Here is a 22,121-nt window from a genome sequence, read left to right on the forward strand (position 1 = left end):
AGGTCGGATTAATTTAGTGTTCAATCGTTTTCCACAACCTAAAAAAAGCTGCCACCGACAAAGGTGACAGCTTCTGTAGCATTTACTTATCTTCTTTTGGTTTCGGAGGTCTTGGTCCCCAATATTGATACAAATCCGTTTTAATATTCCCGTTATAAAGCTTACGTTTCTTCGTTGCTGTTTTTCCATAATACAACTCAAATTTTTCATGTGATGTAATCATATAGACAGACCATGTCGGAAGATACTCTCGGAAAGTAGCACCGACCTCTTTATATAACTTTTCCACTTCCGCTTTTTCCCTCATCCGTTCTCCATAAGGAGGGTTACCAACAATAACCCCGTATTCTTTCTTTGAGCGTAAATCCTTCGCTTGCATTTGCTTAAACGTAATCAAATCTGGAAAACCTGCTTCTTTAGCATTGTTTATAGCGAGGTCGACCATACGATGATCAATATCAGTCCCATATATTTCAAGAGGCTGATCATAATTTGCCAAATCTTCTGCCTCCTGCATTGCCGAGTCGAACCAGTTTTGTTCAAACCAATCCCAGCCTTCAAAAGCAAATTCCCGATTAAATCCCGGAGCAATATTTTGGCCAATCATCGCAGCTTCAATGGCTATCGTTCCGGAACCACAAAAGGGGTCGACAAAAGGACGATCAGGATGCCAATTTGTTAATTTAATCATCGCCGCAGCTAACGTTTCTTTAAGAGGCGCCTCGTTATGTAAATAGCGATACCCCCGTTTATGAAGGCCACTAGTTCCGCTCGTATCGATCGTGAGAGTAGCAATGTCCTTATGCAAAGCCACTTCAATACGATAAAAACCGCCGTTTTCATCGAACCAATCTTTTTTATAGGAAGCTTTCATTTTTTCCACGACGGCCTTTTTAACAATTGCCTGACAGTCAGAGATACTAAACAGTTGAGACTTTACCGATCGTCCAATAACAGGAAACTCTGCATTCTCAGGTAAGTAATCCGTCCAAGGCAATGCTTTTGTTTGTTCAAATAATTCTTCAAAGCTCGTCGCTTTAAATTCGCCCACTTTAATTTTAATTCGGTCCGCTGTACGCAGCCATAGATTCGTCCTTGCAATCCCGGTAGGGTCAGTTGTAAATGTCACTTTTCCATTCTCTACAGTTACATCATCATAGCCGAGTTCTTTTACCTCTTGGGCTACAATTGCTTCTAGTCCCATAGCAGCTGTCGCGATAAGAGTTACCTTTCCTTTCAATGGTCGTCATTCCTTTCGTATTGAGAATCTCACTTCACTCTCTTTACAATATGTAAAAAACCCCACGAACACAAGGTTGTGGAGTTACATTTCAAAACGTTGCGCCCATTGCGCTCTGTAAGCCATGTTCTGTTCCATTGTACTACAAACGGGGATTGCCCTCGTACTCCGGTGGTAATCATCTATCTGCAGGTGTCACTCGTGCACCTGTCCCCCTCTCCGTTGAGTTCCATTGAGGGGATGCCCCTACCATATTTTGGGTTTCTCGCTCGTGGGGTTTACCTCGTTCCACTCTGTTCATTTCTAAACAGACTTCGTCACTGTGGCACTTTCAAGGGTAGTAGACCGTATCCTAATAGGACGTAGGTTGTTTCCCTGCCGTTAGCCAATAAAAGACTACCTTGACTTATGAATTGGTCAAGCACGAACACTACAGTCACTCTCAGACTGTGCGAGCATGGACTTTCCTCTACACGTAAAAACGTGCAGCGATTACCCGAACACAAAAGACGCTTCGTTACTACCGTTTTATTTGCGACAAAGAATAGTATACCATAAAAGGAATTCAAAAAGCAACAGGTAGGTTACATTTCCATCCCGCATGCTTACTTGTTCATCTGTATTGCTTGTCTTGCCAATACATCGGCTTCTTTGTTTTGTTTACTCGGAATCCATTTAGTAAAACAATGGTCAAAATGAATGTCGATCAGCTTAAGAGCTTCTGTTAAGTAAGTTTCAAAACTGCTTCGTTTTACGTATTCTTTTTCAAGAGCATCAGCAACAATTTGTGAGTCAGTACGAATAGAGAGAATTTTAAACTCATGCTCCGCACACAGTTTCAACGCTTCTAACAAAGCTGCAAATTCAGCTTGGTGGTTCGATAAAGTACCTAAAGGAACAGACTTCCGCAATACGTAACCTTCACCTTTTATGAAAACCCCAGCACCGGAAAGACCAGGATTACCGGCACTTGCTCCATCAATATATACTTCAACCAAGGTCTAAACCTCGCTATTCGTTTAACTTACTGCCAAATACGTGTTTTTCCAAGTTCGATAAACGTCTTAGAATGTCATAGTTCGTATTGCCGTTTTGGGGTTGTGGCTGATGTCGCTTCGTTTGCTCATTAAGTGTCGTAGCTTCTTTTTTCAAACGTTCCGTTTCTTTCTCTAAAAATTGAATTCGTTTTTCATACGCATCGTAATCTTTTATTATTTGATCAAGGAACTGGTCCACTTCATCTTGACTGTATCCGCGTATCGTAGTTTTAAATTCTTTTTCGAGAATTTCTTTTGGTGTTAAACGAGCAATCTTCTTTTGCATTGCGTTCACCTCTGTCAATGTACATGATTATTTTCTTATTTTTTCAGAAACCGCTCTTGTTGTCAATTCCAGTCTTCCTGCTGGTCACGTATGGATTCTTCGATATCATCCGGTGTTAAATAATAAACTGGATAATCGGTTGCCTCATGCTTTTTGTTTGCATACGTTAAATAATAATCCGGTGATCCGGGTGTGAATTCATCATACAGGACGAGAAAGGCATGACTTTTGTCGACAATGAATTGATTTTTCATTCTTAGTTGAGCCGGATTTTCATAAGGTCTCTTCGTTATATGTTCAGTAAAATCACTTTGGGACCAAATCGCTTGGTAGCTTTCCTTCCACGTCTCTTTCCAACGTCCTTCTTGTTCGTAAAATGGGGCTAATGTAGCCAATTGCAAATCAGGATAGTCTTGTTTTAATTCGATAAGGGCTTCAGCTGCCCAGTGTTCAACTCCTGGTTGTCCACTTGTAATAAGCCATTTAAAATCTATTTCTTCTTTTAAGACTTGAATTTTTCTTTTAATCGCTTCCTTCAAATAAGGTAAATGTGGGTGCTTTTCGTCAAAGATTCCTAATTCGTGGGGCTTATAACCAGTCACTGCAAGGGCTTCATACATATGTATTCCTACCTTTCCCCTTTATCATAACATAGCCTGAGGTTAGGAAATACGTGAAATTATCAAAAAAAGAGCGGACTCATCCGAGGATGGTCCGCCCACCTTTTAAGCTAGCAGCACTTTCCTTTACCTTTGCCATGTTGCGCTCCAGCTACTTGACCTGGAAAACCCATGTTTGGATGTGCTTGCGCCCCTGCTACTTGACCTGGAAAGCCCATGTTCGGATGTGCTTGCGCCCCTGCTACTTGACCTGGAAAGCCCATGTTCGGATGTGCTTGCGCTCCTGCTACTTGACCTGAAAAGCCCATGTTCGGATGTGCTTGCGCTCCTGCTACTTGACCTGGAAAGCCCATGTTCGGATGTGCTTGCGCTCCTGCTACTTGGCCTGGCCCCATTTGCGCACCTGCCACTTGAGGTCCACCATTGATATGCTGATGAGACACTTGGTCTACTTGAGAAGCGGTGTGTGGATAACTATGCACGTGTTTATACAAATGGTGATTTACGTTCGTCGTGTGCGTTGGATGCACTTCAGGAACGATATATTCACAACATGAGTGTGTCACTTGTTGCTGTGTAGGATGCACGCGCGGTGGCATACACTGAGCTTTTGTACGCGGACGTTTAAACATACGCTGTATTCCTCCTTTTTGATTCGGTACACTATCAACCTATGTGAGTCCCTACATACATGTACTAGTTATAAAACCTATTTTTGGTGTTTTTCTATGTGTTAGTGCCTGAATAAAAGGGATATTGTGTATAGGGTCGTTTATTCTTTTTCATTTTAAATTACTAAAGTAAAAACCGAAACAAAAAAGGCTTTCTTACAAGCCCTTAATGTGTTTGTTCAACAAAGAAGATTAAACCCTTGCTCGAAAGGAGGACAAAAAGAGCCGAGAAGATCGAGGCGCAGAAGTCTCGAAGCCCAGAGCGTAGGTGATTACTACGTGAGGACTGGAGAGACGATGCAACAAAGAGATTCGACAGCTATTTTTCCCGGACTTTTTGAACATCCTATTAAAGAGTTAGAAACGGAAACTCGACCGCCCCATCCCTCGCCTCTGTCATAAACCAAAACGTAAAGCCAATCACTGCAAAGAACATTAATAAGATCATCGTTTTCATGCTTTCTCTCCCACTTAAAAAACTTTACTATCGTATTGTAAGAATTTCCTATGAAATAATCAACAGGTATTTTGCAGAAAATTGCATTTTTCTTACCATTTCGTCATGATTTTCTCAAAAAACAGGCTAAAACACCCAAAGAAACTACACGATACTCGAATAAGCGCAAAATCTGCGCTCACCCGGGAAATACCCAAAAGTTTATTTCCGTGTTATATTGGGAAAAGATAATTAATAATATAAAAATTGGGGGAGTGAGTGAACAATGCCAAAAGTAGAAGTACCTGGATATGGATCATTCGATACTTCAAAAGGAACGAAGCTTGTTCTAGCGCTGGAGGACAATGGTATTGATATTCTTCATCGATGCGGAGGAAAAGCTAAATGTACAACCTGTCGCGTAGAAGTACATGAAGGAACATTCGAACCTAGGGGTGAAGCAGAAAAAGCGAAATCACTAGAAGAAAACTGTCGCCTTTCCTGCCAGGTCAGCGTTCAATCCGACGTTAAAGTGACACCGAAAATGACTGTGTCATCTTCAGGAATGGATCCAGGTCCAAGACCAGAAAAATAAAAATATCGAATTAAGATCGCAGGACCGGGTTTCTGCGATCTTTTGTTATTTTCTGAAGATCACCGTAAGTGTAGATCTCTTTTTTCTTAAGCTCATCGACTAAATACATAAAGACTTCAGCTGTCATGTGAGCGTCATTTAACGCATGGTGGCGCATTCTTTTTTCAATGCCTAGCCTCTTAATCAGGTGATCGAGGCTATTTTTCTCATTTGGATAAAGGTAGTTCGCAATTTCATAGGCATCGACAAAATAGGGATTAAATTTGGAGAGCCCCCACCTCTTAGAGAGCTCTTTTAAGAAAACGACATCAAAACTTGCAGGATAGGCGACAATGACCGTATTTGACATGAACTGTACAAAACGAAAGAAACCGACAAGAAAGGGTTCTCCCTCTTTAATATCCTTTCGGCTCAACCCTGTTAATTCCGTCACATCGTCCGATACTGGTTTAAACGGTCGGACAACCTCATAAAAATGTTCAGGGAATTTAATATGATTCGCATTTACCTTCATCGCTCCTATTGAAATGACTTCATCCCCCATCCGTGGGAAAAAGCCAGTCGTCTCCAAATCGAAAACGGTAAATGTTAGCTCATCAAGAGAAACGTCATCAATGCTCCCTTCAGGTTGAAGGTCCATCATTTCTGCAATTAACGCATCGTATAGTGCACGGTTTTTTTTAACCCACCTTCGTTTCATTTGATGAAAAAAGTGGATATCAAAAAGAATGTAGCGTAAATAGTGTAGTATGGATACCTCCATGTTAGAGCCCCCTATTTCTCGCAAAGCTCAATTCACTCATTTGCTGCATTCGTTTTGCTACCATTAACGCTTCTTTCAATTGTTTGCGCTGATCTTTCGTTAATCGATGCGTGGCCAGTTCATTTGATAGCGGCTGATTGTCTCCTAATTGACGCAAATTTTCCTGAATCCGAAATTGATATAAATAGTCTAAAGCGAGTTTCGCATTTTTTACATCTCGTGGATGGAACACTTCCTCTTTTTGTAACGTATGAAGACGCCTAAGTGTACTTACCTCTTCAATGCCATAACGAATGGCAAAAATGCGCACTCCGTTTATTATTTGCATAATCGCTGACTTTTTTAAATCAAGAGTCCGATTTTTACCTTTCGTACCAATTCGCCCAAACGCTTGAATTGGCACACGAAAACGAATCGTATCTTTCATCAGCATCGCATGAAGAATTCTTCCTTTTTGAATAGGCGGCGTGATTTTTTTGCGAAGCTTCTCTGCAAGGTTAAAATCTCCGAATAACGGTCGGTAATCAACAAAGATTGTGAAGTCTCTCACTTCCTGGGCATCGGTTTCTTTCACCCAACGTCTCACTTCTTTTTCCCAGTCGTTAATACTTCTTCGCCACTTTTCCTCTTTGGCCATGATCCCGCCAGTGCATTCCGGAAAACCACATACTACTAATCCTTGATTAATTTTTTCCGCAAATCGTTTAAAATAAGCATCAACGTGATCGCGGCTTTCTAGATGTTCATAGTTATCTAAAATAAACCCGTTATCCTGGTCAGTACTAAATGCTTGTTCGCCTCTCCCTTGGCTTCCCATCACGATAAAGCAATAATTGACAGGCGGCAATCCGTGCCCTTCCACTTTCATTTCCCGTAAAGCAGCACGAATGACTTGAATGTGAATTTGATCATTGTATTTTGAAATAAATTCACTCATTTCAGTGCCGTATGTTTGTTCGATGAGAAGCTCTTCTGTAAAGGCAAGAAAAGAGTCATTTGTTTTTGGCGACAGTTTAGCGAGATCTTCTAAGTTTTTTGCATGGCTGACGTTGTAATATAAATTTAAGTATTCCGATTCATGTAGTCGAAGAAAGGACTCAGCTGTAAGAATACCTACTACTTTTTCGCCATTTAAAACGGGCACCATATGGACTCGATCATCTTTAAAATAAGTAAGGACTTCATAGCTAAACGCGTCCGCCTGAGTGGAAACTGGTTTTGCATTCATCCAGCTGTCAACGGAATCATGATTGGCATCGTTGCTTAACCCTTTTAAAAGCTCAGTTTGGGTAATTGTACCTTTGAGATTGTGGTCCTGATCGACCACAGTTAAACCAGGTCCTCTCCAATCACCTAGCGCCTTAGCTGCCTGTATTAACGTTTGCTCTTTGTAAATGAACTTAGGTTTATCCATGATTGTATGTACCCGCGTCTTATACAACGCAACATTTTCTGTATCTGATGTCGTCCCTTTTCCTTTTTTCATTTCATCGTAAAGAGACTTCATGCGCTGACCGATTCCCGCTAAAATAATATCGGAAAAAGCTGTATTTTCTGTCATCACCTTAAGGAAGTCACTTTTTTTCAACTTTACCGTTTCACAGTCTTCCAGAGCCTGTACCGAAAAATTCATCTCGCCTCCTGAAAGCAGGATCATAAGACCGATTAAGTCACCAGGATAATAAAAGCGCACGGAAAACTGTTTGCCATCTTCCCGGTGAAGGACGTTCTTTGCCAAGCCTTTTAATAAGAAGTAAACTTCAATTTCTCCTTCGTCTTCATGAAAAATAAATTCATTTTCACGAAATGATCGTCTTTCGGACTGTCCGATAACCGTCTTAAATTGCTCAGCTGTTAACAAATGAAACGGATATTTATCTCTAATTACCTCAAAATATACTTGTTCTTCTGTCAACGCCCTTCACTCCTTTCTTGTTGAACAGCAACTTTTTTCTCGAGCCGATCCATTCGTTTTTTTAACCTACATAATTTAGGCTGCTCATGACGAGCAACCCGAGCTGCTTCCAGTTCAGCGTTCATCGCTTTCCCTGTAAAAAACAGCGCCTTTTCAAAGTCTTTGTCCTGGTGCTCCATTATTTTAGCGAGTTCTTCATAACTTTCACGCAAACTGGATAAGCCAGTATTTGATTGAATACTTCGCTCAAAAAACCTTTTAGCTTCAGTGAATTTTTTTTGCTTTTTATATATCATGCCCAATTTGAGATATGCGGTGCTTTGTGTGTTGCCATGAGTTAATGCCGCTTTTTCGTAATGATCACAAGCGGCGCCAAAGTCTTTTACTTGTGCAAACCAATTTCCCATTTGGAGATGCTCGATATTCGATGAGTGCGTATCATCTATTTTCAATAACCGCTTAGAAATATCTGCAAACAAAACGATCAACGATAAAACGTCCCATTCATGGTGCCGGAAAATCCCTTCCAGCTCTTCAGGATTTTTATGCTCTAAGTATTCAAAATACAAAATCGGCGCGAGACTTCCTGGTGTCTCGTTTCTCCTTTTTATCTTTAGCCTTTCGCTTTCGACAATGGACAGCCGGCACGATGGTAATTCGTATTTCCAAAGTCTACGAGCCGCATGTAATAAATCAAAATGACCAAACTTCGGTAATTTAGGTACTTCATTTCGAACAAAAGCATGCCGCGACTTTACATGAGGCCAGTCGAATGCTTTCCCATTATAACTGACCAAATGATTACTTGGTTGAAAATCTGATAGAAAACCGTGAAAAAAAGCTGCTTCACTCGCCGGTCCCGGCATAAAGTGCTGGACAACCTCAACATAATCTCCTTTGATACGCGAATAGCCCATTAAGAAAATTGACGTCCCTGCTCCGCTAGATAACCCGGTCGTTTCTGTATCAAAGAATAGAAGGTCTTCTATGTGAACGCCTTTCGTTGAAAGAGGGTGTTCTGTTTTTTGACCCTGCCACGCTTCATGTACTTCTTTAAGCTCTGAAAACCGGCGATTGCCATGGTAATTTGTTATTTTATAGGAGCGCTTGCGAATAAGAGAATACTCACCATCAAAAAAATGCGGTTCAAACCCATATTTTTTCCACAGTTTTTCATGAGAAAAGGGGAATCTGTCATCGGTTTTTTCAAAATCACCTGCCGAGGTTGGCTCTGGACGGCCAGAGCGATGTGATCGTTCTGGCACTTCATTATTCATATACCCTTTCATTCTCTGCAATTTCCCTTGTAAACTCATCATTTCACCCCCTTATCCACACCTTGTTCTATTTTATATGAAAATAAATGAATAGAAAACCACTCTGTTTTTAAATACTAAGTGGAGCTATATTCGAAAAGGGAGCTTACTAAATGAGCAAAGGGAATCAAGAACAGCAAAAACAAAAAAGTTTTATTGAAGTCTTGACTCTTTGCCAAGACTCAGATGACTTTGTCGTTGATGAAATTGCAAGTATCGAGCAAACATTTTACATTTCATTCTTTGATACGTTAGTTGATAATAAAGTTTTGCAAGAATTAATGATTCAACCTCTTCAAAGTGACGCCATCTATTCCTTTGAAGATATGAAAAAAAACCTCCCCTTAGATGAAATCAAAGTCGTATCAACCGGGCCTGAAGTTGAAGATGGCCTCCATAGAGGTCAAGTTCTTATTCAGTTAGATAAAGGTTCACCTTATGGTTTATTGGCGTCTGCCCCAAAAGACCAAAATCGTTCGATAGCGACTCCTGAAATTGAATACAACGTCATTGGGCCAAAGGAAGGGTTTGTTGAGAACCTTTCAGTCAATATTAATTTAGTTCGTAGACGTCTGATCAGTTCAACTTTATCAATAAAAAAGCTGAAGGTAGGCTCGATTTCAAATACAGAGGTAGCTGTTTTGTATTTATCCGACATTGCGAGCGACGAAAATGTCCAAACGATGATTCAGCGCATTAAAGCGATTGATTACGATGAAATAAGTGATAGTTCGTACGTTTATCAATTTATTGAGGATAATAAAAATTCCCCATTCCCGCAGATGATTGATACCGAGCGCCCGGATCGGGTTGCAGCTCAATTAACGGAAGGAAAAGTGGCGGTGCTTGTCGATGGTTCCCCATCGGCTATTACAGCGCCCACGACCATTATTGAATTTTTCGCCTCCTTTGAAGATTACTATTTATCATGGCACATCGCTACTATTTTTCGATTGATTCGTTTATTTGCTGTCATCTTTTCCGTACTGTCAACACCGTTATATGTTGCGGTCATTACGTATCATACCGAACTAATTCCTCAAGATCTAATGGCAACGTTAGTTATCTCACGAGCGATTATCCCGTTTCCACCGATTATTGAAGCTATCTTTTTAGAGCTGACGATTGAACTGTTAAGAGAAGCTGGAGCCCGTTTGCCTACTAAGGTTGGACAAACGATCGGTATCGTAGGCGGTATCGTAATCGGGACTGCTGCGGTAGAAGCTGGATTGACGAGTAATGTTTTGCTTATTATCGTCGCCTTAGCTGCATTAGCTTCATTTACAACGCCTGTCTACCGAATAGGGAATACGATTCGATTGATCCGATTTCCTTTTTTGTTCATCGCTCAGCTCTGGGGAATTATCGGAATAGCGTTGTTATCGACATTTTTCATTATTCACTTAATCACGCTAACATCGCTTGGTCGTCCGTATTTGGAGCCTCTTTACCCGTTTCGTTTTCGTGATCTGCGCGATGCATTTTTCCGACTGCCTTTTAATATGCAATACGAACGTCCTGAATTAATGCAAACGAAAAAGCAGTACCGTTTCAAGAAAAAAGAAGGCAAAGAAATCCGCGACATTGATCATGATATTAACTAAGGAGGGAATGTACAATGTCCATTCATCACAAACAAGGCTTTTCACACATCTCTCCTTTTCTCGTATTTTTTCTAATTCATTCTATGCAAGTCGGCGTAGGTGTTTTAGGATTTCAGCGTTACCTTGCTATGGACGCAGGGTACAATGCTTGGATTACGATCATTTTGGCAGGAGTATTGGTGCATATTTCGATTTGGATGATTTACCGGATACTCTTACGCGATGACAAAAAAACAGACCTCATCGAAGTACACAAGCACTACTTCGGAAAATATATTGGCAATTTTCTTAGCTATGCTTTTCTCGGTTATTTTTTGTTCATGGGAATTACTGTCGTAAGAACGTACGTTGAAGTCGTACAAGTTTGGGTGTTTCCGAGTTTGGCAACTTGGCCGTTGACATTAGCGATTCTCCTCATGATCGTTTATGGGATTTATAACGGTTTTCGTGTCGTTGCAGGGGTCGCTTTTTTAGGAGTCGTGATTCCATTTTTTTTAGTTCTCACGATGTTTTCACCGTTAGAATTCGCTAATCCCAATCGTTTATTACCGGTTGAATTTAATATAAAAGAGCAGTTACCTGCCATAAAGACGATGACACTTAGCTACATCGGCTTTGAATCACTCGCTTTTTATTTTCCGTTTATTCAAGATCCAAAGAAAAGCCAAAAATGGGCTCATTTCGGAAATGGCTTGTCCGTTCTAATTTATTTACTTGTCGCTCTTGTGTCATTTTTGTTTTATAGTCGTATCCATCTCGAACGCATTATATATCCGACTTTAACAATGTGGAAAGTAGTAGAGCTACCGTTTATTGAACGGTTTGAGTATATCGGCATCGCTTTTTGGCTGTTAGTAATCACGCCAAATATTATGATTAGTATTTGGGTCGTAAGCCGTGGTATGAAAAAGCTATTACGAACAAGCCAAAAAAGTACACTATACTTCACAGCAGCAACAGTATTTTTATTTGCGATTTCTTATCAAACACGTGAAAGCATTAACCAATTAAATGATGGGGTGTCAAACGTGGGCTTCTATATCATTTTTGGTTACATCCCTGTTTTGTATATTGTGACAACGATCATGAGGAGGTTTAAGAAAAATGGCACGAAGCAGCAAAACGCAAAATAAGTTGTCCTTACTCTTCCTCATGATGGTCTTAGTAACGGGATGTGTAGAACCGCACATATTAGATGAATTGCAACTTGTTCATGCAATCGGGTATGACCAAGTTAGTGAGGATAATATTGAAGGTACGGTTAGCATTCCCGTTTTCAGAAGTGAAGAAGATATAACTAGTGAAACCATTAGTGCAGTTTCAAGAACAACGAAAGATATTCGATTGTTCTTAGATGCTCAGTCTTCAAAACCGCTACATACCGGGAAAGTGTCGACAATTTTATTCGATCAAGCACTTTCTGAAGCAGGTTTAATGCGAATTCTCGATACGTATGTACGTGACCCAAGAATAGGCATGCGTATTCATCTTGCCATGGTCGAAGGAGTTTCTACCAAAGAATTACTTGAAACAACCTATCCACTTGAAATTGAGACAGCCGTGTATATTACTGATTTGATTGAACAAAACACTGACCAACAAAACCTTCCAGAAACGAACTTCCACACGTTTTTAAGCCAATATTATGGGCAGGGGCGCGATCCTTTTTTACCAGTCTTAAAGAGAGAAGAGAACGTCATAAAATTAACCGGCCTCGCTCTCTTTGATGGTGACAAATATGTTGAATCCATTGATTTAAAGGAATGTTTTTATGTGAAAGTGTTGACCGAACGTTTCGGTGACGGCTTTTATGAAATCATTCTCAATCCAGAAGAAGATGAATATACGACGCTTAGAAATTTTGACGCAAAAACAAGCTTTAAAGTTGAAGACGCAAAAACGAACCCGAAAATTGAGGCAACTATCGATCTAACGGGGAAAATCAATGAATACTCAGGACCTACATTAGACGAAGAAAAAATCGACGAAATTCAATCATTAACAACCAAACAGCTCCAGACAGAAATCAGTCAATTTATTGAACGAATGCAAGAACTAAATATTGATCCAATTGGACTAGGCGACCAAGTTCGACGTCACGACCCAGAGTTCTCCGACGATAAATGGAAACAACAATACTCAGATGCTGAGATAACCGTAAATGTCAAAATCACCATCAAAGAAACCGGCGTCGAAGAATAATTTTGGGGACTGTCCCCGCACAATTTTGTGTAAAATTATGGGGTGTGTATTATAAGATCAATGGAGATCGACTCGTACAACACTTCTTTTGTGAAAAATTGAACTGGAAACAATAAGAAAAACCGCATAGCGGCCTTTTATTAAAAACAGCGTCAGCTCGCATGTTTTAAAGTCTCAAGGATGCTTTTCCCTTGAGACAAGCGGCGTGAAGGTAGCTGTCCTCTTATAAATGCTTATCTTTTTAAAAAGGGCGTTCCGCATGAACGGAACGCCCTTTTTTAAGAGTTTAGAAATTATAAAAAATCTACGTATCGATGTCTAGCTCCAGGCGCCATCGGCTCGTGTCAAATAACCTGCCCGATTAAAAGTAAAAAGCACTTTTTATCGGACAGAACATTTGCATTTCGTCGGGTACTCAGGCGCCTTGCGCTTTTCTTGTTGTTTTACACTCTTTTCGCCATCGGAGGTCGTGATTTCAGGAGGCGCAAAACAAGCTGTTTTGCGTTAGCTTCTTCATTGTCTATACCTGTTTCGGCAGAGCCGATACAAGAGGGGCACCCTTCTTCACAAGGACACGATTCAACGTATTGATTTGCTTCTTCCAACGTGGTGTCTATCTGTTTATACACTTGATCGGATAACCCGATTCCTCCTGGATACCGATCATATAAAAAGACAGTCGGTTTTTCCGAATGAATCGCCTTCACTTGAGGAACTGCATGTAGATCGTTTTTATCACACATGACGCTCACACATGACACATGCTGCCAAACGTGTGCCAACCCACCTAGAGCTTCTTCCAGTGTCTTTTCACCCCACTCCTTTACGAGTTCTTCAGGAAATGATAACGAAACAGCTTGGGTGTGAAGCTCTTGTTCTGGAAGGTGGATCGGTCCAGAGCCGATATTTTCAAACGTCTCCAGCTTGATTTTTTTAAAAATCGTCGCCATCGCCGTTACCATCACATCGCCAAACTCAACCTCACCGTAATTTGAGCTTTTTGTTTCATCCACTTCAAGAACTTTAAGGTTGACCGCTAAGTTGGCATCAGTAAAATACTCCACATCAACTTCTCTGACGTACGCTTTCTTTTCATCCCAGTCAAGCTCTTCCACTTGAAATTGTGTTCCTTCGTGGAGGTAAATCGCCTCGTCATGGAGAAGCGTCAAGGCGCTAAACGTATCCATTTCTCCAATAACCCGGTGGTACGCGACATCAGTTTGATCTATAATCACCACATTTTCCTGAGCTGCAGACCGTAAGCTAATGTTATGTGCCGGAAAAGCGTCATTCATCCAGTAAAACTTATTTCGCTGTGTATGAAGAACGCGTTCATCAACTAAAAATTCCAGCATTTCCTCGACCTCAACACCGTCAAATGACTCGCCTCTTTCAAACGGAAGCTCATAAGCTGCACACTTTAAATGATCAATCAAAATGATCAAATTATCTTTGTTAATCCGTGCTGTTTCTGGAGTTCCTCCAAAGAAAAATTCAGGGTTAGTAAAGATGTATTGGTCGATCGGCGTGGAATTTGCCACCATAATAACGACAGACTCATCTTGTCGTCGCCCCGCGCGACCTGCCTGCTGCCAGCTCGATGCTACCGAACCTGGATAGCCTGTCATAATACACACTTGCAGTTGCCCAATATCAACACCAAGCTCTAGTGCATTCGTACTCACAACACCAATCGTATCTCCTCGCCTCAAGCTCCGTTCAATTTCCCGGCGCTGATTCGGTAAATAACCACCACGATAGCCCCGTATCTTTTTTTGACCCAAGTCGTACTTTATCAACTCTTGGAGATGACTAAGGATAATTTCCACACGTACGCGGCTTCTTGCAAACACAATCGTTTGGATGTTTTGCTTTAGAAAATCAGCAGCCAATTGATTAACAACCTTCGTCGCACCAGCCCTTATGTTGAGCTGCCGATGAACAATCGGCGGGTTATAGAAAACAAAGTGCTTTTTCCCTCTCGGTGCTCCGTTATTGTCAATAAGCGTAACGTTTTCACCAACCAGCTCTTTACTCAATTCGTTTGGATTAGCAATGGTTGCCGATGTACAAATAAACGTCGGGTTACTACCATAATACCGGCAAATCCGTTTTAACCGTCGTATCACATTTGCCACATGAGAGCCAAACACACCACGATACGTATGTAGTTCATCAATGACTACGGTTTCCAGATTTTCAAACAATGAAATCCACTTCGTATGATGCGGCAAAATCGCCGCGTGAAGCATATCCGGGTTCGTAATCACAATATGACCTGCTTTTCGGACGACTTGACGAATGTTCGCCGGTGTATCCCCGTCATACGTATAGCTGTTCACATTAACATCAATATCATCAATCAACTCATTAATTTCACTTTTTTGGTCCTGAGCAAGCGCCTTTGTCGGAAATAAATAAAGCGCGCGACTGTTAGGATTCTCAAGTTGTTTTTGTAAAACGGGTAAATTGTAGCAAAGTGTTTTACCAGACGCAGTTGGTGTGACAGCCACGACATTTTCCCCGCGATTCACCGATTCATAAGCACTTGCCTGATGAGTGTACAACTGAGATATTCCTTTTTTGAGCAACCCTTCCTTTAGTCGTCTATCGATCGAGTCAGGGAATGGAACCGTTCGTGCCTGCTTTTCTTCTATTTCATGCCAGTGGGTGACATTTTCATCATTCTTTAAATCTCGTAAAAGGCTATGTAAGTCTTTTTTTCCAAACATTCGACTTCCCCTCTTTCTATTCCCTTTCTAGTATATCGAATAGACGTTTGCCTCGCAAAAGGAAATGTTAGTTTACATAACTATAAGCAACATAAAGAAAACTTGGCATACCGCCAAGCCTAATTGCGCTTATACTTTATTCCTTTACAGAACAATAAATTTTATAATTCTGAGCTCAGGCGGCTCAACGGTTCAAAGAATGAAAAATGGAGCCCCCCCCCCAAATGTCGCATTTAGGTAAGTGACCAAACAAATGAAATGGGAGGAAACCCCTCAGTCTATTGTACGACAAGATAATCTTTTTAGCCCCCAGCGCAGTAGGCCGGAATCTGCGAGACTCCCTCAGGAAAAGTTGATATGGCGGGGGTCCGCCCGGATTTTGAGGCCCTAAAAAATTTTTTTGTACTCGCCTCCGACTGCCAAGGTCCACATAATTCTTGTAAATACATTTACTGTATTTAGAGATTACGCGTTGCGTTGGGAATGTGGGATACATTTCCATATATAGGTGTAATTCACACGAGAAAAACTCTGCTACAATCAGGTGACTTACCCTCCCATGTCTCCTGGCATCAAGTGCCTACATTCCTTCGTTGGGTCTTGCCTGACGCAGATCTCGGACTCTTACTCCTGCATGGACTGCCCTTTACTGGGCGTCTAAAGTCTCCGTCTTGCCGAATCTCTGTGCCTGTGTTGTCAAAGGTACATTAAAGCACTGTGAAGCCTTACGCTGCCTTGTTCTGAGGATAGTTGGAAGAGTCTATCAACATTCTCTCAGGGTCAAACATTGCCTGTTTCTTGCTAAGTCCATGGAACACCTGAAGCAGCTTTCTGCATAGCACAACCATTGCTTCTTTCTTGGTCAGTGGATTTTGTTCCCGTGAGTGATAATGCATGTACAGTTGACGAAAGCTTGCATTGTTCTGAATGAGCGGAAGGATCGCTTTATAAAGTAAGGCTCGTAGTCGTTTTCTTCCGCGTTTAGAGATCTTCTTTGTGCCTTTATGCTGACCTGAACTGTTCTCACGCAACGTAAGTCCCGCTAGCTTAATGAGTTGGCGTGGATGCCTGTAATTGCGCATAGAGCCTGTTTCAGCCAATAACTCGCTTACAGTGTTCTCGCTGATTCCCGGAATGGAGACGAGGTACTGAAACTCTTCTAATGACTGGGCCTGCTCAACCATCTGGGAAGTCACCTCTTCAAGTTGTGATTCCAATAGTTCCAGCTGTTGAACAAGGCTGCGAATCTCCAGCCGTGACATTTCCTGACTGCGTGTTACGCCAATAGAGTGACGAGCCACTTCAATCAGGGTCACCATTTTGGGTTTCCCAGCATACTTGGCGCCAGCTTTCTTCTGTTGCCTGACCATCTCTTCGACAGACAAATGTGGAACATCCTGGGGAAGAGGTGTCAGCTTTAAAACGGCAAGAGCTTGTTGGCCCAATTCACTGAAGACTTGATTGAATTCCGGAAAGTAAAGATCCTTCCATCGCTGTATCCTGTTTTTTACGGAAGAGATATCTTTTCGTAATCGTTCCCGGATTGCGGATCCATGCCTCATGTGATGTTCAGCGGTTGTCATCTTCCGCGGTATACTAAAATAGCCGTTAGGAAGAAGTTTCGCTATAACGCGTGCATCTTTAGCGTCGTTCTTCGTTTGAGAATTATCGTCCATTTCCTTGGATTGTTTTACATGCATTGGATTGACGATGACAAAAGGGAATTCGAAAGCCTCCAGCATAGCCGCAAGGTTCATCCAGTAGTGGCCGGTTGCTTCAAAACCGATGAGCACATTTGATTTGTTGTGTGTCTCCATCAGTTGTCTAACAGCCTGCTCAAAATGGATGAAACCATCTTTTGACTGGTGGATGCGCCATACTTTCGTTAATTCGCGTCCGCGCAAATCGACGGCACAGGCATAGTGATTCTTTTTTGCAATATCGATTCCAATAACTAGAGTGTTTTCGTTGACTTGATTAATTCGTTCATTTCTACTACGATTCATGAAGGGTTCCTCCTTTGTGATTGCTGGTTTGTTTTTGCACCTTGCATCATATCGGAGGATCCTTTTTTTATCAATAGGGGTAAAACCTATCCGACAGGAATGCTCCTGCGGAAAAACGGACGAGTCAAGACCCCGCAGGGCGCCTTTCCCGAGGAGGCTTGGCGGTTCGTCCGCGGAAAGCGAACAGATTCAGGCCTACGGAGCTCCAAAAAGTATTAATCAAAAAAATTTGTTGACCCATTGCCGTCTCTAGACATTTTTGGGTAGTAGCTTTTCTTCACACCTAACGAAGATTATCTAACTTAATTTATAGATATTGCAAAAGTGCAGTTGCAATGGAAAAATAAATTAATAAACCTAAAATATCATTGACTGTTGTAATAAACGGTCCAGATGCAATAGCTGGATCAAGCTTTAATTTATTAATGGCAACTGGTACCACTGCACCAATAATTGTCGCAATGCTTAATGTTAAGAAAAGTGATATTCCTACGATAAACGCTAGTATATAGCTATCATATAAGAACGGTACAACAACCATTAATACGACAGCACAAATAATTCCTAACATAATCCCTGTTCCAAATTCCCTTTTTATTGTATTAACTAAACCTTTCTTTTCGAAAGAACCAGTTGCTAGTGAACGAACCATTACCGCAAGTGATTGTGTACCAGTGTTCCCTGCGGAGTCCATAATAAGCGGGATAAATACAGCCAGTAACACAATTTCTTCTAAAGTTTCTTCGAATTGCCCAATTACACCAGCGGTTATTAATCCGAAAAACATCAGTAGAATAATCCAAGGGGAACGTTTTCTTGCTGCCGCAAAGGAAGTGATATTAACATCTGTTGCCCCTTTGGCTGCGGAAATCTCTCCAAAATCCTCTGTTGCCTCTTGTTCTAATACATCGATGACATCATCAACGGTTACGATACCAATGAGTTCATTCGTACTAGTAACAACAGGTGCTGCTAATAAATCATAGTCTTTAATTAACTCAGCAACTTCTTCTTGGTCAGTAGTCGCTTCAACTGAAACCACTCGCGTACTCATGATCCTTTCAACTGTTTCCCCTAATGGAGTTACAATTAAATCACGTAATGAAACGACACCAACAAGTTTATCTTTCTCATCAACGACATAAAGATAATAAATAGTCTCCGCTCCAGGTCCTTCTTCTCGAAGACGATTCATAACTGTAGAAGCAGTATCAGTAGCTTTAATAGCTATAAACTCTTTTGTCATTATTGCCCCTGCTGACTCTTCAGGATAAGATAAGAGTTCCATAACTTCATCTGCTTCTTCTTTATCCATGGCATTTAAAATGTCTTTTGCATGAGGTTCATTAATCTCACCTAGGAAGTCAGCAATGTCATCAGACTGCATATGATTAAACATGTTTGCAGCATAATCTTTGTCTAACTCTAAAATAACTTCTTTTTGTGATTCAACATCTAACCCTTGAAATATTTCTGCAAATTCACTAGCAGAAAGATATTCATAAAACATTGGTCTTTTGTCTTTATATAATGCCAGGAAAAGATCCACCTGATCCGTAGGGTGTAATTCTAAAAAGTATTCTAGAAATTTGTCTTTCTCATTATTTTTTAAAGCTTTAAAAATGCTGTCAAAATACTTATCACGTGCGTCTTCATTCAACCTGTTCATTATTTTTACCTCCCTTTTGTCTATGTAAGTATGAAGGGTTCTACTTAAAAGATTCCTTTAAAACAAAAACCTATACATTCTGTCCATTAATACGAGTTTCTGGTGTTGCCATGATTGTCTCCTCCTCATTGAGCCCATTGCCCCACCTCCATTTAAAAATATAAAAAACCATCTTCAAACGAATGAAGATGGTTGTAGTTACATTAGAAATAAGCATCACAAAATCACCTTCGATGGTTTCTGTTGACCCATTGGCGTCTTTGGACATTTTTAGGCAGCAGCGTATCTCCAGCACAGGAGCCTCACCTAACGAGGATTTTATTAATTTTACAATGATCAGATTAGTTTAAACAATGGTGAAGCTTTTCAAGAGATCCCCCATTCCAAAAACATGAATAGATCGAACGCGGAATTATTAAACAAATCGAATGAACAACAGGCTTATCCTCACCTTTTTCCTTATCAAACGCCTCCTCGCCGCCTCACAGGTACTAATCTACTGAGTTATGAGCGTGTTGCAGCGATTAATCTATTAGGATTATTATTAGCTGTTATAAAGCACCACTATCATTCATGTTTTAATCTTCCCTTCGTTACTTTACCTTTTCAATTCAGAAGAAAAAATCTGTGATCTGTCTTGCCCTTTGTTTCTAAATCCTGGTGAAAATACCCTCTCTTTCTCTTTGTTATTCTCATAAGATATTTTAATAAAGAAGAAAGGGTGAAATGTTAAATTGAATCATAATGTAACAGGATTTATATATGACTCCGGCAATGATGACTCCATACATTCACATAACCTATATATAACAACCTGGGATGGAAAACCTCTACACGATCATCACTTTGAAGGCGTTACGACGTTCGACGTAGGACACGATCATGGATATGCAGGAACAACTGAACCCGCACCAAGTGGTGTACAACACACTCATCGTTACTGTACTTTTACCACCTTCGATGCTGAACACAAACATATGATACGTGGCGTAACTGGACCCGCTATACCTTTACCAAATGGAGGACATTATCATAATTTTAGAGGCGTAACTACGGTTGATGGTCCCACTCCCCATAGGCACGGATACTGTGGGAAAACTAGTATTTAGCCCCCTATAGAAAACTCGTTCTTCCTTTGGTGACTGCCTTATGTATTATGACGTATTTCACATTGTATTCTTCAAATATCCAGACCAACCCGTACGCAGGTTTACTATATAGAAAAAGAATAGTCCGTCCTATAGAATTTCCCCCATAGAACGGACACTTTTTCTTGTCGTGTATTACCTTTGGTCCGGAATATTCAACAGTTCCGAAACAGTCACAAACTCATAGCCTTGCTCCTGTAATGTTGGAATGATTTCGTGAAGCGATTCGATTGTCTGCGTTCGATCGAACTCCGGTTCAGCCCCGTCATGCATAAGGACAATTGATCCTGGCTGGATTTGAGTAAGGACATTTTCTGCAATTTCCTCTGGCGTGATTTCTTGCCAATCCAGTGAATCGACACTCCACCCGATCACAGAGTAATTCAATATCTCTAGTTCCTCTACAAGTTCCCTGTATAAAAATCCATAAGGGGCTCTAAATAATGTCGTTCGGAGTCCTAGAACCTCTGCAAGTACATCTTCTGTGCGAGTCACTTCTTCTACAAGTAGATCGACATCGGCTTCTTCAACGAGATCAGGATGCCAAAACGTATGATTTCCGACGACATGACCCTCTTCTACAATTCGTTGTGCAAGATCCGGGTTCGCCTCCGCCCTTGCGCCCATTAAGAAAAAGGTCGCTGGAACATTATACTCGCTTAACACATCAAGAACGCCAGGCGTAAATCGTGGATCTGGTCCGTCATCAAAGGTTAAGGCAATTTTATTTTCTGTCGTCGGTCCTTTTAAGAAAACCGTATCAGGATATTCCTGTTGTAATGTAACGTCTGGAACAGGGTCGAGTTGACGTACTTCACGTTCTGGACCGCCTTTAAGTGGCGGTAATTCCTTGTCGGGTTGTTCCGGGGTGTCTTTATCCTTTTTCCACCACCATTCTTGTTGTACATCACCTGAAGAGTTGTCATTTGCATGAACACTCATAACTCCTAACGCTTGGAAACTAACCAAAAAGACAAGTACTATGAATAGTATGGATCGATTGACTTTCAATTTTCCATCTCCTTTTATTTCAATAACTTCCTACGTAGCTATTTTTTTGTATAAATGGATCCAATTATTCATTTTTAACAACAAAATGTTAAAGTACGTGCTCAATAGTGTCTCTGAAATGAAAATAGAAAGCCTCTGCATTAACAGGGGTTTCCGAGTTTTAGATTGATGTATAATAGAGCAAAATAAGGTTAATCCAGTTCGTCTGCAACCATGTCTTTTACTTCAACCAACGCTCGATTCGGTTCACTTGCTGGATCTTCATTTCCATAATAAGAGTAGCTAAAATAATCAGCATTATAGCCGTTATAATGAACATCAAGATCGTGAATGATTCGGTGGAGATGAAGCAGGTGATCTACGCCTTCTGTTTCGTTTGCTGCAATCGCGATCATTCTAATCCGCTCAAAGTCATAGCTCATCGCTTCTGTTGCAGCAGTGTTAATCATCTCATCGACTTCTTCGAGTAATTGCTCGTGATTTGTCTTTACACTACCCCACTCGATGTTTCGATAGCCCCCATAGCCTACTAAGTTGTTAAAGTAGCGATGCCAATCCGCAATAAAACTTGCCAATTCTCCGTTTTCTGGTTCTGTTTTACTATCGAAGGATTTACCGATTCCGATTCGTTGTTCAAAGTCATTGAGTTGGTCAGCTTCCTCTGCCACAAGACCTTCCTCGTCAGTTTCGATGTTTTCGTCATCTACCTCTTGCTCTATCGTTTCACTGTCGGCCTCGTCTTCTGAATCCGTCAAATAGACCGTCGTGATAAAAAAGACTGTACATAGTAAAAGTAACCCACCCGCAGTATATTGTAATTTTAGTTTCATAGGACCTTCCTCCCCACTCTCTATTGACAATAAAACCACC

General features: G+C 41.0%; 18 protein-coding genes, 1 other RNA gene and 1 riboswitch. Of the genes, 5 read left to right on the top strand and 14 right to left on the bottom strand.

The genetic code is table 11. From position 1 onward, the window contains the following. Positions 1 to 82: 82 nt before the first annotated feature. From CDZ94_RS03915 to CDZ94_RS03940, 6 genes are all read right to left on the bottom strand, one after another. Positions 83 to 1,240, bottom strand: a complete 1,158-nt coding sequence (locus tag CDZ94_RS03915) for a THUMP domain-containing class I SAM-dependent RNA methyltransferase (RefSeq protein ID WP_425352520.1) — start codon at positions 1,238 to 1,240, stop codon at positions 83 to 85. A gap of 113 nt (positions 1,241 to 1,353) precedes the next feature. Further along, positions 1,354 to 1,744: RNase P RNA component class B (gene rnpB / locus CDZ94_RS03920), an RNA gene on the bottom strand. A gap of 101 nt (positions 1,745 to 1,845) precedes the next feature. After that, complete coding sequence (locus tag CDZ94_RS03925) at positions 1,846 to 2,238, bottom strand: reverse transcriptase-like protein (RefSeq protein ID WP_096435217.1); 393 nt, start codon at positions 2,236 to 2,238, stop codon at positions 1,846 to 1,848. 13 nt (positions 2,239 to 2,251) lie between these two features. Beyond that, the gene (gene gpsB / locus CDZ94_RS03930; protein WP_096435218.1) at positions 2,252 to 2,563 is read right to left on the bottom strand and encodes a cell division regulator GpsB; all 312 of its coding nucleotides are present in this window, start codon (positions 2,561 to 2,563) and stop codon (positions 2,252 to 2,254) included. Between the two features lie 62 nt (positions 2,564 to 2,625). Further along, complete coding sequence (locus tag CDZ94_RS03935; RefSeq protein ID WP_096435219.1) at positions 2,626 to 3,183, bottom strand: SLOG family protein; 558 nt, start codon at positions 3,181 to 3,183, stop codon at positions 2,626 to 2,628. A gap of 110 nt (positions 3,184 to 3,293) precedes the next feature. After that, complete coding sequence (locus CDZ94_RS03940) at positions 3,294 to 3,815, bottom strand: spore coat protein (RefSeq protein WP_096435220.1); 522 nt, start codon at positions 3,813 to 3,815, stop codon at positions 3,294 to 3,296. Between the two features lie 761 nt (positions 3,816 to 4,576). Here CDZ94_RS03940 and CDZ94_RS03945 point away from each other — a divergent pair. Further along, on the top strand, positions 4,577 to 4,885 hold the full coding sequence (locus tag CDZ94_RS03945) for a 2Fe-2S iron-sulfur cluster-binding protein (protein WP_096435221.1): 309 nt from the start codon (positions 4,577 to 4,579) through the stop codon (positions 4,883 to 4,885). 10 nt (positions 4,886 to 4,895) lie between these two features. On the opposite strand, the gene CDZ94_RS03950 is transcribed toward CDZ94_RS03945, so the two are convergent. Genes CDZ94_RS03950 through CDZ94_RS03960 form a run of 3 tightly spaced genes read right to left on the bottom strand, consistent with a single transcriptional unit; the run spans position 4,896 to position 8,879 of the window. Further along, positions 4,896 to 5,648, bottom strand: coding sequence for a 3'-5' exonuclease (locus CDZ94_RS03950; protein ID WP_096435222.1), 753 nt, complete (start codon positions 5,646 to 5,648; stop codon positions 4,896 to 4,898). Between the two features lies 1 nt (position 5,649). Next, entirely contained in the window at positions 5,650 to 7,563 is a 1,914-nt protein-coding gene (locus CDZ94_RS03955; protein ID WP_096435223.1) for a DUF294 nucleotidyltransferase-like domain-containing protein, read from the bottom strand. After that, positions 7,560 to 8,879, bottom strand: coding sequence for a ribonuclease H-like domain-containing protein (locus CDZ94_RS03960; RefSeq protein ID WP_157911694.1), 1,320 nt, complete (start codon positions 8,877 to 8,879; stop codon positions 7,560 to 7,562). Before CDZ94_RS03960 ends, CDZ94_RS03955 begins: the two co-directional genes overlap by 4 nt. A 113-nt stretch (positions 8,880 to 8,992) precedes the next feature. Here CDZ94_RS03960 and CDZ94_RS03965 point away from each other — a divergent pair, with 113 nt between their 5' ends. Genes CDZ94_RS03965 through CDZ94_RS03975 form a run of 3 tightly spaced genes read left to right on the top strand, consistent with a single transcriptional unit; the run spans position 8,993 to position 12,685 of the window. Beyond that, entirely contained in the window at positions 8,993 to 10,483 is a 1,491-nt protein-coding gene (locus CDZ94_RS03965; RefSeq protein WP_096435225.1) for a spore germination protein, read from the top strand. Positions 10,484 to 10,497: 14 nt separating this feature from the next. Further along, on the top strand, positions 10,498 to 11,616 hold the full coding sequence (locus CDZ94_RS03970; protein ID WP_096435226.1) for a GerAB/ArcD/ProY family transporter: 1,119 nt from the start codon (positions 10,498 to 10,500) through the stop codon (positions 11,614 to 11,616). Beyond that, positions 11,588 to 12,685, top strand: coding sequence for a Ger(x)C family spore germination protein (locus CDZ94_RS03975; RefSeq protein ID WP_096435227.1), 1,098 nt, complete (start codon positions 11,588 to 11,590; stop codon positions 12,683 to 12,685). The genes CDZ94_RS03970 and CDZ94_RS03975 overlap by 29 nt, the downstream gene beginning before the upstream one ends. A 443-nt stretch (positions 12,686 to 13,128) precedes the next feature. Here the strand turns inward: CDZ94_RS03975 and CDZ94_RS03980 are convergent, their stop codons facing one another. The 3 genes from CDZ94_RS03980 to mgtE form a co-directional block, all read right to left on the bottom strand. Continuing rightward, positions 13,129 to 15,417 carry a DEAD/DEAH box helicase gene (locus CDZ94_RS03980; RefSeq protein ID WP_096435228.1) on the bottom strand — a complete coding sequence of 763 codons (2,289 nt, stop codon included), beginning with the start codon at positions 15,415 to 15,417 and terminating at the stop codon, positions 13,129 to 13,131. Between the two features lie 725 nt (positions 15,418 to 16,142). Continuing rightward, entirely contained in the window at positions 16,143 to 17,423 is a 1,281-nt protein-coding gene (locus tag CDZ94_RS03985; RefSeq protein WP_096434449.1) for an IS110 family RNA-guided transposase, read from the bottom strand. 307 nt (positions 17,424 to 17,730) lie between these two features. After that, positions 17,731 to 19,092 carry a magnesium transporter gene (mgtE, locus tag CDZ94_RS03990; protein WP_096435229.1) on the bottom strand — a complete coding sequence of 454 codons (1,362 nt, stop codon included), beginning with the start codon at positions 19,090 to 19,092 and terminating at the stop codon, positions 17,731 to 17,733. A gap of 166 nt (positions 19,093 to 19,258) precedes the next feature. Next, positions 19,259 to 19,413: riboswitch (M-box (ykoK) riboswitch) on the bottom strand. A 413-nt stretch (positions 19,414 to 19,826) separates the two neighbouring features. On the opposite strand from mgtE, the gene CDZ94_RS04000 reads away from it, so the two are divergent. Beyond that, positions 19,827 to 20,201, top strand: a complete 375-nt coding sequence (locus CDZ94_RS04000) for a YmaF family protein (RefSeq protein ID WP_096435231.1) — start codon at positions 19,827 to 19,829, stop codon at positions 20,199 to 20,201. A gap of 174 nt (positions 20,202 to 20,375) precedes the next feature. Here CDZ94_RS04000 and CDZ94_RS04005 read toward each other — a convergent pair whose 3' ends face one another. Together CDZ94_RS04005 and CDZ94_RS04010 are read right to left on the bottom strand one after the other, a co-directional pair. Then, the gene (locus CDZ94_RS04005) at positions 20,376 to 21,251 is read right to left on the bottom strand and encodes a polysaccharide deacetylase family protein (RefSeq protein WP_232735748.1); all 876 of its coding nucleotides are present in this window, start codon (positions 21,249 to 21,251) and stop codon (positions 20,376 to 20,378) included. A gap of 191 nt (positions 21,252 to 21,442) precedes the next feature. After that, positions 21,443 to 22,081 carry a hypothetical protein gene (locus CDZ94_RS04010; RefSeq protein WP_096435232.1) on the bottom strand — a complete coding sequence of 213 codons (639 nt, stop codon included), beginning with the start codon at positions 22,079 to 22,081 and terminating at the stop codon, positions 21,443 to 21,445. Positions 22,082 to 22,121: the final 40 nt, after the last annotated feature.

The sequence above is a fragment of the Alteribacter populi genome (assembly GCF_002352765.1).
Lineage (GTDB): Bacteria > Bacillota > Bacilli > Bacillales > Salisediminibacteriaceae > Alteribacter > Alteribacter populi.

Coding starts and splice junctions, on each gene's coding strand:
- gpsB (WP_096435218.1), bottom strand. CDS start 2,563: ATGCAAAAGAAGATTGCTCGTTTAACACCAAAAGAAATTCTCGAAAAA.
- CDZ94_RS03935 (WP_096435219.1), bottom strand. CDS start 3,183: ATGTATGAAGCCCTTGCAGTGACTGGTTATAAGCCCCACGAATTAGGA.
- CDZ94_RS03940 (WP_096435220.1), bottom strand. CDS start 3,815: ATGTTTAAACGTCCGCGTACAAAAGCTCAGTGTATGCCACCGCGCGTG.
- CDZ94_RS03945 (WP_096435221.1), top strand. CDS start 4,577: ATGCCAAAAGTAGAAGTACCTGGATATGGATCATTCGATACTTCAAAA.
- CDZ94_RS03950 (WP_096435222.1), bottom strand. CDS start 5,648: ATGGAGGTATCCATACTACACTATTTACGCTACATTCTTTTTGATATC.
- CDZ94_RS03960 (WP_157911694.1), bottom strand. CDS start 8,879: ATGAGTTTACAAGGGAAATTGCAGAGAATGAAAGGGTATATGAATAAT.
- CDZ94_RS03965 (WP_096435225.1), top strand. CDS start 8,993: ATGAGCAAAGGGAATCAAGAACAGCAAAAACAAAAAAGTTTTATTGAA.
- CDZ94_RS03970 (WP_096435226.1), top strand. CDS start 10,498: ATGTCCATTCATCACAAACAAGGCTTTTCACACATCTCTCCTTTTCTC.
- CDZ94_RS03975 (WP_096435227.1), top strand. CDS start 11,588: ATGGCACGAAGCAGCAAAACGCAAAATAAGTTGTCCTTACTCTTCCTC.
- CDZ94_RS03980 (WP_096435228.1), bottom strand. CDS start 15,417: ATGTTTGGAAAAAAAGACTTACATAGCCTTTTACGAGATTTAAAGAAT.
- CDZ94_RS03985 (WP_096434449.1), bottom strand. CDS start 17,423: ATGAATCGTAGTAGAAATGAACGAATTAATCAAGTCAACGAAAACACT.
- mgtE (WP_096435229.1), bottom strand. CDS start 19,092: ATGAACAGGTTGAATGAAGACGCACGTGATAAGTATTTTGACAGCATT.
- CDZ94_RS04010 (WP_096435232.1), bottom strand. CDS start 22,081: ATGAAACTAAAATTACAATATACTGCGGGTGGGTTACTTTTACTATGT.